The sequence below is a fragment of the Sphingobacterium sp. WOUb80 genome (genome assembly GCF_050058145.1).
In the GTDB taxonomy this organism is placed as follows: Bacteria; Bacteroidota; Bacteroidia; order Sphingobacteriales; family Sphingobacteriaceae; genus Sphingobacterium.
Window position 1 is genome coordinate 6,116,739 of the sequence record NZ_CP165617.1, and the last position, 12,334, is coordinate 6,129,072.

5 protein-coding genes are annotated in these 12,334 nt (G+C 39.8%); all 5 read right to left on the reverse strand.

Translation table 11 applies throughout. The annotated features are described in order from the left end of the window. Positions 1-12: 12 nt before the first annotated feature. A complete protein-coding gene (locus AB1Z56_RS25320; RefSeq protein WP_309364360.1) occupies positions 13-2,409 on the reverse strand; it encodes an ABC transporter permease in 2,397 nt (798 codons plus the stop codon). Between the two features lie 27 nt (positions 2,410-2,436). Next, positions 2,437-4,842: an ABC transporter permease gene (locus AB1Z56_RS25325; protein ID WP_426790455.1), complete on the reverse strand. Its 2,406-nt coding sequence runs from the start codon at positions 4,840-4,842 to the stop codon at positions 2,437-2,439. A 194-nt stretch (positions 4,843-5,036) separates the two neighbouring features. Further along, positions 5,037-7,442 (reverse strand): ABC transporter permease, encoded by a 2,406-nt coding sequence (locus AB1Z56_RS25330; RefSeq protein ID WP_426790456.1) that lies wholly within the window; start codon positions 7,440-7,442, stop codon positions 5,037-5,039. A gap of 33 nt (positions 7,443-7,475) precedes the next feature. Continuing rightward, positions 7,476-9,866: an ABC transporter permease gene (locus tag AB1Z56_RS25335; RefSeq protein ID WP_426790457.1), complete on the reverse strand. Its 2,391-nt coding sequence runs from the start codon at positions 9,864-9,866 to the stop codon at positions 7,476-7,478. A 49-nt stretch (positions 9,867-9,915) separates the two neighbouring features. Beyond that, the gene (locus AB1Z56_RS25340; protein WP_426790458.1) at positions 9,916-12,309 is read right to left on the reverse strand and encodes an ABC transporter permease; all 2,394 of its coding nucleotides are present in this window, start codon (positions 12,307-12,309) and stop codon (positions 9,916-9,918) included. Positions 12,310-12,334 lie beyond the last annotated feature (25 nt).

The following is a 12,334-nucleotide window of genomic DNA, read 5'->3' on the forward strand; positions in this document are numbered from 1 at the left end:
CGGCTTATTTTTCTATTCATCTCTTAAACTATTGACAGGGTTAATACGGGCTGTCTGGAATATCCGGGTAGCAATAATCGCTAAGGTCGTCAAACCTATAAACATTCCTGTGAAAACAAATAGAGCAATCGGTACATCAATATGATAGAAGAAATTTTCCAACCATTTTTGCGTAAACCACCATGCTATAGGAAAAGCTATTAGAATCGCCATCAACAGGAGTAAGATAAAGGATTTGGAAATCATATACGTGATCTTATTTACCGAAGCCCCCAGTACTTTACGAATACCAATTTCTTTTACCCTTCGTTCTAGCGTATAAATGGCAATAGCTACGATCCCTAAGATGGCAATTAGCATACTGGAGCCGGTAAAAAGTGCCAATTGCTGGTATTGCTTTTTTTCTTTGTTATATTGATGCTGCACCTGATCTTCCTGCCAGTTGATCTGCGCGATCCGGTTCGGGAAAAATTTGTTCCATGTATGGTTTACCAGTGCTAAAGCTTCCTTTTTCTTACCTTCTTCTACCCGGATGAGCATGCACCCCCCTTCCCATTCATTACCTGCCTTAATTGCAAAAGGACCGATCGGAAACTTTAAGCTTGCACCGTTAAACTCTTTAAATATGCCAACTGGTGTATTTTTTAGGAGTTCTAAACTCTTATTGAGTTTAAAAGGGAGTCGTTGGGCTGTTCCTTCGGAAATGAGCATGTTTGTAAATACCGGCTGTCCGTTGCTTACCGAATCCGTAAATGGTCTGTCCAGAGCATAGTCCGCACTCAAAGGCCGGCCGTCAAGAAGCTTTATGCCCATTGTTTTGATGTAGTCATAATCTGCATAGACAAATACAATAGCCAGTTCTTTGTTCGGATCACCGGGATCTTTTACTATTTTAAAATCTGCGCTTCCACTAAAGGGAGTCCAGCTTGTGAGACTAACCGATGTGATGTATGAATTTCTTAATAGCTCCTGTTTGAAGGCCTTATCCTTTCCTTCCCACGAGGTATAGTTGATGGCTAAAAGATTTTTAGGCTCGTAGCCAAGATCTTTGCTATACAAATAATGTAATTGTGCCCGCATGGACATCATGCAGATCGCTACGACGATGGAAATGGCAAATTGGACAACAACCAGCACTTTGGTAAATGTCATATTTAGTGGAAGCCTGAAGAAAGAAAGCTGCTTCCGAAGTTCCAGCGATGGTTTCGTTTTCGACAGAGACAACGCGGTAGGTAAACTGCACAGCCAGCCCAGAATTATCCAGGTGGTTAGTAGTCCAACAAACATGAATAAGGAATGCTGGTAGCTCATCGTCAATGGATGCTCTAAATAGTTTTCAAATGCAGGACTGATAAGGACATAACCGAAAAATGCGATCAGAAAAGAGCCAGAAAAGAGTATGGTACTCTCTATGCTCATTTGTAAGATTAGATTTTTTCGGCTTGCCCCCAATACTTTGCGGATGCCTATCTGTTGTGCACGTTTTATGGCATGTGCAAAGCTTAGGTTAATGTAGTTAATACTGACCAATATCAGAATAAGGATCGCTATGCCCACCAGTAGATAAATATCTTGCATGGGATTCTCCCATCCTGTAATACTTTGTAGGTGTATATCCTTGATGGGTTCAATAAAAAGATTAAAACTTTTTGCCCAGTCATTCAGTTTTTGTGCATTGTACCATTTGTTTATTTTGATTGAAAAGCGATTAATATCGGTTGTGCTTTTGAGCAACAGAATTTGTGTTTTCAATGAGCCAGTCTCTGTCGGATTGAATTCAATTACCTTAGGCATCAGCACGAGAGCTTCTGCTTGAAAGGAAGAATTATGAGGGATATCTTCAATAATGGCATTGACATAATACGCTTCTGGTTCCCCTTCTTGTGGTTTATTGTAGAATGTGCTGCCGAGTACATCTTTTCCGCCGAAGTATTTTTGTACAGCGGAGGCTGTCAATGTGATGTTTTTTGCACCTGCAATAACTTGTTTTGGATTGCCTGAAATTATTTTTGTGTCAAAAAGATTGAAAAAACCGCTATCAATTTCTAAGGTACTGATTTCAGCGAGTTGTTTTGACAGCCCGTCGATTGTTAATTTCCGCGAGCTACTGTTGATCGTGGTATAACCTAGTATCTCAGGAAAATTAGTTTTCATGGCAGCTGAGAGACCTTCAGGAGCCTCCGAAATATTGCTTTTGACACCTTCCCGCGTTTCTTTGGGGACGACCCTCATTCGGTAAAGCTCATGGGAGTTGCTCCATTGTCTGTCGTAGGAAAGCTCATCAACGACAAGTGAACTGATTAACATAAATACCAACAACGCAATGGTTAAACCGGCGAGGTTTGATAGCGAATAGATCCGATTGTGCATCAACGTCCGCCAAGCAGTTTTAAGATGGTTCTTTATCATATTGTTTATGTCGATTGGTTTCTCAAATTATTCGTCTCTTAATTTCTCAACCGGATTAAATCGGGTTGATCGAAATACAATGATGGCAACCAATAAACTCATTAAGCCAATCAACGTACCTAATGGTAACAGATAGGTAAGTGCATTGATGTCTATTCGGATGATGTAATTTTGAAGCCAGTACTGCATTAATAGATAACTCAATGGAACCGTCGTCAGTGCCGCAAATAAGAATATTCCGTAGTACTCCTTCGAAAATAACAACATTAAATGTGCTAACGATGCACCGAGTACTTTACGGATACCCACTTCTTTATTGCGCAGATGGATCGAAAGCGATATTAGTCCAGTAAGTCCTAATGCCACGATTAGCAATGAAACAACTGTTGCCATCTGTGATGCTCGATGCAGCTGCAGCTCAGTTTCATATAAATTTTTGATGCGTTCATCCATAAATTGATATTCGAAAGGAGCATCTGGCATCAAGGCTTTCCATTTTTTTTCTAATTTCTGCAGCGCGTTAGCTAGAGAGCCCTGCTGTAAACGGATACTAAGGTATCGGTATTGTAAGCTTTCCTGTACATCTATCCAGATAATAGGCGGAGAGGCCTGGTGAAGTGAATTGGCTACAAAGTTTTCAGCAACGCCTACAATAGTCATTTTGTAACTTGGATCAGCCAGAGCAATCTGCTGACCAATAGCTTGCTCGGCATTTTTAAAACCAAAATCATCCATGGCCTTTTTATTAATAACAACTGGCCTATTATTCGCATTCACAACATAGTTTTTAGGGAGAAAAGTTCCAGCAACTAGTGGTATCTCATAGGTCTCCAAAAAGTGACTATCACTTGTAATCCGTTGTACCTGGATTTCTTTTTCGGAAGTTGTCCCGAATGCAGGCTGCATATTGGATCCCAGCAATCCAGGTGTTTCATAAGATAAGCTTACTGATTTAACTTCTGGTTGCAAGCTGAGTTCCTGTTGTACGGTCTCCATTTTGCGAACGCCATTTTCGGACCAGTCTCTTGGTACTTGGACAGTTAATAAATAGTCTTTGTTGTAGCCTAAATTGCTATGGAGAAATAGATCCACTTGTTTGGAAATAATTAGCGTACAGACAAGCAGGAGCAAGGCTACCCCAAATTGAAAAAACAAAAGAACTTTTCGCACCAGCTGTTTGCCTCCTAGCGTCGAAAACTGATTTTTGACTGCAGGAAGTACCGCTATATTGGAAAGTTTAATTGCTGGATATAGACCCGCTAGTAAACCAATTAATAACGTCACTATACCCAATAATCCAAAAAAGTAAATCGGTAATTCGATTAATGTAGGCAGCTTACGCATCAAGATATGTTCGAAAATTGGACTTGTGACAATATAGATTGGCAGACTGATCAATGCTGCTATGGCCACGATCAGGATATACTCAGTCATCAGTTGTCTAATAAGCTGCACTCGAGATGATCCCATCATCTTGCGAACACCGATTTCTTTTAATCGCGTAATGTGCTGAGCGATACTAAAATTGATGAAATTGATGATAGCCATGATCAAGATAAAAATGGCAGTCCAAATCAATGTCTGTATCATTTTGCGGACGGCCCCTTGGTTGTCATCCAAATAATAGGTTTTCAATGGCTTTAAATCGGGGCTATATTCACTGGAAAATTCCCTATCGGTATTTTTTCTTACCAACGTTTCAATGGCAGCATCTACTCGATCCAAGCTTACACCTGGTTTCAATTCGATATAACCGGCAATATAAGGATTATTCCAATTGTCTACAGATCGACCAAAGAATTCCTCATTGATGATCGGTAAAAATATGTCTGCATGCATATTCTTTGTGAGATCCATAATGGCATTTTGGACGTCGGATCTGATGATTGCTGTAATTTCGAAATCATGTTTTTCACCCTTGAAATTTTTTATCTGTAGCGATTTGCCGAGTACATCCACTTGCCCGAAATATTTTATGGCTGCTTTGTCACTGATGACAACTGAAAATGGATTATTCAAAGCTGTATTGGCATTGCCTGCTAAAATATGGAAACCGAACATCGTCAATAGGCTAGGATCTCCGAGAGACATGCCTTCTTCATGGATTGTTGCACCGTTTGCTACGATACCGGTCAATCCATCAACCCGATAATAATTGGAGACTAAGTTGGGGTACTCTTCCTGTAAGGCTTTAGGAAGTGCTCCTAATGTGGTGAGGTTAATACCAAATCCTTCTTTCTTATACTTACTTTGCAACAAAAATTGCCGATCAATATTTTTGATGTTGCTATTAACTTGATGTACATCCCATATATAGGCGCCTACAAGCATGAGAAAGGTAATACCACAAGTCAATCCGATTAGATTGATCAAATTTTGGATTTTTTTCTTTCCAATATTTCGCCAGGCAATTTTAAAGTTTGTAAAGTTCATTGTCTAATAATAAGAATTTATTTCGGTCGTGGAGCTGCTGATAACTTGCGTGCTCGACTTAGAAAATTAAAAAATGCAAATGTTTTGCCAAGTAGCTATCATATTGATGATTAGTTGATTGTCTTCATGATTCTTTTACTTGCTGTTCGATATCGGACAGTGTTTTGTCCATCGCTGAACAGACCCCTCTATTTTTATTCATCGCGTAGACTGTCAACAGGTTTTGTTAGGGCCGCGCGTATCGCTTGTGAACTTACAGTAATTAAAGCAATAAAAACGGCTAGTGCACCTGCTAGTGCAAACATCCACCATTGCATTTCAATACGGTAGGCAAAATTTTCCAACCATTTGTGCATCATCCACCAAGCAAGTGGAGAAGAAATGATAATGGCAATTAGAACGAGTTTGACGAACTCAGTGGAAAGCATGCGTGTAATGTCGGGCACTGTAGCTCCAACAACTTTTCGGATTCCTATTTCTTTTTTGCGTTGATTGGCGGTAAAAATAGCTAGACCAAATAGACCAAGGCAGGCGACAAAAATAGTCAGTCCCGCAAAGATGCTCAGTAACTTACCGGTTTTCAATTCTGCTTGGTAGGTTTGCGCGTATCGGTCATCCAAAAAGGAATAGCTAAATGGAATGTCTGTTGGAAAGGAACGATAGAGAGAGGCTAGTTTTTGAATAAGCTTCTCCATATCGGCTGTTTGGGTTTTGAGAATCAAACTTCCTGCCTGATCACTAAGTACCATAACAAGCGGGGAGATCTGCTCATGCAAAGAGCGAAAATGGAAATCCTTAACCACACCAACGACACGATAGCTTTTGTTGTCTTTATTGGTTAATATCTTGCCGAGACTATGATCTTTCCAGCCTAGATCTTTGGCTGCGGTTTCATTGATGATGACAGAAAGGCTGTCATTGCCAAATGTTTTTGCGAAATTTCGTCCTTCTTTAAGCTGCATACCCATAACCGGAATATATTCTTCATCGATGTCGTAACGAATCGTTTTGATCCATTGATCAGTATTGCCCTCTGGGTAGATGAAAAAATTATTGTTGTTACTTTCTCCGGCAGGAAGATAGGAAGAATGTGAGATATGCTTGATTCTGCTATCTTGGGTCAATAAATTATAATATGTTTTTTCGTTTTTTCCCAAAGGCCAGCTCGGTATAATAAGTACATTTTCCTTGTTATACCCAAGTTTGATATGACGCATGTAGTCCAATTGCCTGACAACGACTACGGTCCCAAAGATAAGTCCGACGGAAATGATAAATTGAAATACAACGAGGCCACTTCGTAAATTCAGACCTTTAGTCGAACGGCTTATCTTTCCTTTTAATACGCGTAGCGGATTAAATGAGGATAGATATAGCGCGGGATAGCTACTGGAAAATAGACCGACCACTAAACCAAAAATCAGCAGGAGTGGGATAATTTTAAAAGCATTAAGTTTTTGAATTTCAATTTCTTTTCCAGAAATCTGATTAAATAAGGGAAGGGCAAGCAATACGATTCCTAAGGCTACTCCCAAAGCAATATAGGTCAGTAGGACACCCTCCAGCATAAATTGTCGCATCAGGTTTTGCTTGTCGGCACCCAGTACTTTTCGGACCCCCACTTCCTTACATCGTTTAAAACCACTTGCTGTAGATAGATTCATGAAATTAATTGTGGCAATCAATAGCATAAAGAGCGCGATAGCGCTGAAGATGTAAACGTACCGTATATCTCCTGGGGGGCTGAGGTCGTAGTTGAAATTCGAATGTAGATGAATATCTGTGAGCGGCTGTAGGTAAAGACCGATCTTATTTCCCGTTTTTTTGTATTCTTGGTAACTCATTCCAAAACCTGCCATAAATTGGGTGGCAACATGTTTGTCGAATAGGGTGGCTAAGTTTTTCTCGATCTTTTCATGTGATGCATTTTTAGAAAGCAGCGCATACGTATAGTATTCGGAAGTCATCCATGAATCTGACCGTGAATCTTCCAGTGCATCCAAAGAGGTGAATACATCAAAATGAAAATGGGAGTTTTGTGGAACATCTTTGATTACTCCGGTGATTTTGAGAATAGTTGGATTGTCTTTGATAATAAGGTCTCGACCAACAACATCGGTTGTGCCGAAGTATTTTAAGGCGGTAGATGCGGATACTACGACAGCGTTTGGAGAAGAAACTGCTGTAGATACATTTCCTTTGATAAAAGGGAGTGTGAAAATTTTAAAGAACGAAGCATCCACATAAGCCATTTTTTCTTCGTGGAAAACTTTATTGTTGACAACAAATAGGGGGGATCCACCGATTCTGAGTCGTGCCGTTTCTTCAACTTCGGGCAGCTCTGACTTCATGGTCGAAGCAACAGGTGGCATTACATGTGCCTCATTGATCGTTCCGCCCTTAACAGTTCCTCGGAAAACAACACGTACAATGCGATCTGCATGCGCATTAAAACGATCAAAGCTAAATTCATCGCTTACGTATAAACTGATCAGCAAACAGGTTGCAATTCCCATCGCCAACCCTGTTATGTTGATAAGTGAAGTGGACAAATTTCGGGTTAAATTTCGCCATGCTATTTTTAAATTATTCTTGATCATATGGAGGCCCCCTTTATTATTATAAATGAATATTTACTCGTTTCGTAAGCTATCTACGGGATTGCTTAGCGCTGCACGTATTGTCTGGATATTAACAGTAATCATACTGATCAAAAAGGTTGCAGCTGCTGCAAGGATAAAGAACCACCATTGTACTCCCACATTGTAGGCATAATCTTCAAGCCATTTTTTTGAAAAATACCAGGCTATTGGGCAGGCAATAAAAATAGCTAAGGACGTTAAGATGAGATAATCTTTTGAAAAGAGATGTGATATGTCGAGCACTGTTGCGCCTAGGACTTTGCGAATACCTATTTCTTTGGTACGCTGTTCAAGATTTTGCATAATTAAGCCCGTAATACCCAATGCGGAGATCAATAGCGCCAATGCACTAAATAAAATAAACAATTGTACTTGTTTATTTTCCTTTTCATATTGTTTTGCAATTAACTCATCGATCCATTGAAAGGAAACGTGTTTATCAGGGTAAGTACGCTGAATGATTTTAGATACCGATTGAAGGATTTGCTGTTCTTGTCCTTCCGCCACTTTTATCAGAATATTGCCGCTTCCATTAAAATCTTTTGCTAAAATCACAGTCGGTACCATCTTGAGACGAAAAGACTCGCTATGAAAATCTTTAATGATCCCGACGGGGATAATTTGAAGGTCTTTATATAGGATACCGAGTTTGTCTATCCCAAGCTTTCTTGCGGTGCTTTCGGTCACAAGGGCATTATTGACATCTCCGTCCTCTCCTGCACCCATTTCAACATGCGTATAATCTTCAGGAGTTAATAGCCGTCCTTTAACCAATTGGATTCCCAAAGTCTTGGACAAATCGACATCGCCGCCGATGAAACTGACTTGGATATTTTTCCCTGGATCGTCTTTGTCAACGACTGTCTTGGCAAGGTAGCCTGATCCGATTGTCGGCGTCCAGGCAGCGACACTGACCGATTCAACGCCAGTAAGTTGACCAATTTGATCTTTTATATTTGTATTTTGTGTGCCCTTGTTGAAATAGTCGATATTTAGTACATTTTTGATTTTCATTCCTAGAGGCGCTGATTGCATATAGCTAAGTTGTGACTTGATTGTTATAAGTCCTATGATGACGATAATAGCAATGCTAAATTGTGTTGTAATAAGTATTTTTTTAATAAATACTTCGGCATTAGGGATTTTTGACAGCTTATTCTTCAAGGCATCCGAACTCTTAATCCCAGAGATCAGCCATGCAGGATAAAAACCGATCAATAGGCCAATGATGATCGATATCGTCAGAAAGGCCAGTAGCAAGGGGAGCTGTATGGATCCCACATAAGCGAGATCATAGCCTATAAAGTGTTCCAGTTGGGACAATCCAAATTTAAAAAGGACTAAACTGCATAATGCGGAAATAAAAAAAAGTAGGATTGTTTCTAATAGCATTCGCCTGATCATTTGGGGGCGGCTGGCTCCTAGGATCTTATGTATATGAAGTGTTCTTAATTTTTTAACGGTTCTTACAGCATAGATATTAATAAAATTGATACAGGAAATAATAAAGACCAAAACGGCAACGCCTACAAATATGTTTGTTGTTTTTTGGTTGCCACTGATTTCTACGCTGCCTAATGGCTCCATATATATGTCCTGAATAGGCTGCAGGCGAAAGGAAGTCACATGTTTTGTATTTGGGCTGAGGTACCCTTTATACCAGTGATTTAGTTTCTGCTCAAGGTCTACTCTTGGTGTCCCGGGTTTTAGCTGTACAAATTGTTCGGTGTAGTAACCCGAGCCATCTTTGCTTAATTCCATAGATATCTTTGGCACTAAAGCAATGACGGAAGCTCTGAGCGTTGAATTATAAGGAAGATTATCCATAACACCCGTAATGATATAATCAGATGGCTGGTCAGTATAGGGGTCGGCACTTTGGATGACTTTTCCAATGACATTTTCGTTCTTAAAGTATTTTTCTTTGAATTCTTTGTCGATAAGTAAGTTTGTTTTTCCTTGGACCAGCTGCTTAGGATTACCTTCAAGAAGCTTGATGCTCAACATGTCCAAGATGTTTGTTTCCGATTCCAAAGCTTGTATGCCTATGGACTGTGTTGAGTTAGCATTCGGTTTTAGATAGTATTTTCTAGATTCTATACGAGCCTCATTTTGAATCTCCGGAAATACCTGTATGAGTTCTGTACTTAAATTAACGAATGTTCTCGACATTTGTCGTTCAAGGCCAGCGGTAGAATCCATGGTAACAATCCGAAAGAGATGATCTGCATTTTTCCAGCTTTTGTCATACGAATTTTCTTCAATGACAAGTGCAAATACGAGAAGACACAGGGAGAACCCCATACTTAACCCCAAGACATTGATCCAAGTATATTGCCGGTTTTTAATAATGCTGCGAAGGGCAAGTTTGAATGAATTCATAGTCTTCTATCTGGTTTAATGCTATCGAAAAAAAATGTTAAACTTTAGGTTACTCATCACGCAAACTATCTACGGGATTACTTAATGCGGCCTTAATTGCTTGATAACTTATCGTTGCCATACTGATCAGGATAGCCAATAGTCCAGCGATGACAAAGTAATACCATTGTATCGCGATCCGATAGCTGTAATCTTGTAGCCATTTGTCCATAGCCCACCAAGCAATAGGCGTTGCGATAAAAATAGCGATGACGACAAGCTTGATAAAATCGGTCGAAAGTAGAGATGTTACTTGGGTGGCACTCGCGCCAAGAACTTTACGAACGGCAATTTCTTTCATGCGTGTTTCGGCCATATAGGCAATTAAAGCCAGTAAGCCGAGACAGGAAATAAAGATCGTCAGTCCAGCAAAGACCATGGCCAGTGTACCTATAGCTTTTGTTTCTTTAAATTTTTCTTCGTATGTTTTGTCAATAAATTGATATTCAAACGGATAGTCTGGGTTGAACTTTTTAAAGATTGACTCAATTGTTTTTAAGTTGTCTGCAATGTTGTTGTTTGTATTTAAACGATAATGAATCGTTGTAAACCAGGCTTGCGGCCCTAGTATCACCATAGGTTTATTGTCTCCAAAAGGTGATCCCATAATGAAATCTTTGACAACTCCAACTACGGTCCATTTTGTACCATCGCCATCCACAATGCTATTAACCGGGTTTTTGAGATGTAAACTTTTTACTGCAGACTCATTTAAAATCAAGGCAGTACTGTCTGTTGCAAATTTGTAAATATCGATATCTCGCCCCTGTGTAAGAGTTAGACCTAGATTTTTTACGGCATCGGCATCGGTACTAAATCGGTTATAGGAAATACGTTTGTCCTGTTCCGTTGGTGTACCAGATGTAAATCCCCAGCCATTGCTGTAGAAATCTGTGACCGGCGACATGTTTTTCGATACAGAAACAACAGCATTGCTGGCTAATAATTCGTCTCTGAGAATCTTATAATTCTTTTCGAGGTCACCTTTGATACTGCTGTAAAGCAGCCCATTTTCATTATAACCACGGTCGCGCTGTTTGGTATATTGGATTTGTTTGGCCACAATGCCTGTTGCGATAATCAATATAATCGCGAGACTGAATTGAATGACCACTAAAATGGAGCGAATACTAAGACCTTTGGTTTTAGAAACAAATTTCCCTTTCAAGGTTTTGATAGGCTGAAATGAAGAAAGGAAAAAAGCGGGATAAGTACCAGCTAAAACACCTGTAAATAAAGCAAAGCCAATTAAAAATAACCAGGTGGGGAAGCTTAATAACGATAAGCTAAGCTGTTTACCGACAAGCTCGTTAAAAAACGGTAGGACAATAAAAACAAGAATAGTCGCGAGTACCATGCCGATCAGGCTAACTAATATGCTTTCGATCAGGAACTGTGCCATTAAACTAGTCTTATTTGCGCCGATTACTTTGCGGACACCGACTTCTTTTGCGCGGCGTTCAGAACGCGCAGTGCTCAGATTCATAAAGTTGATACTGGCGACCAATAAAATAAAAACTCCGATCCAGGCAAAAAGCTTGACAATATCAATACGTCCCGAAGTATAATTCCCCCCTTTGCCACTGTTATAAAGGAAAGAATCGGGATAGGAAAAGGCAAAAATCTCACCGGTATTTCTGGCTGAAGTATAACCTTCAGCTTTGTTGCTCGCATTGATATGGTCTCTTAAATAGGTTCTGATCTTGTCATTGAATGCCGTTACTGAAACACCTTCTTTTAATAAAATATAAGTGCTGATTGAGTTATTGCTCCAGTTGTCGTCTACATAGCCAATTATTTTTGCATACTCGAAGGGAAGCAGGATGTCAAATTTAAAACTTGAATTGCTGGGAAGATCTTTGAGCACCGCTTGTACAGAGACCTGATTAACCGAATCTATTTTGACAGATTTTCCGATAGGATCTTCGCTGCCAAATAGAGCCTTGGCATAACTTTCTGTGAGGACAAGCCCTTTGGGATGATCAAATCTTACATTCTGTTCGCCTTTCAAAAATGGGAAAGAAAACATCTTGAAAAAACCGGGATCGATGAAAACAGTGTTTGCAATTAATTTCTTTTCATTGAAAGTTGTTAAAAATTGATGTCCCTCGTTGTATCTTGTAAAAGTCTCTATATCTGGGAAATCAGCTGCCAATGAGGGCGCCAATATTTTGGGTGTATAGGCCCAGGCTGATTTATCGCCCTGAAATTCGTCACGATTACTCAATACATACAGGCGATCACCCTTTTCATGAAAGCGATCCATGGTCAACATATTCTGCAGCCAAAGTGCTATAAGTAATGCTCCGGCCATACCGATCGCCAACCCAATGATGTTAATCAATGAGAAGGATTTGTTCTTCATCAGGTTGCGCCATGCAATTTTAATATAGTTCTTTATCATGATTTTTACTCTTTCGTTTTTAATT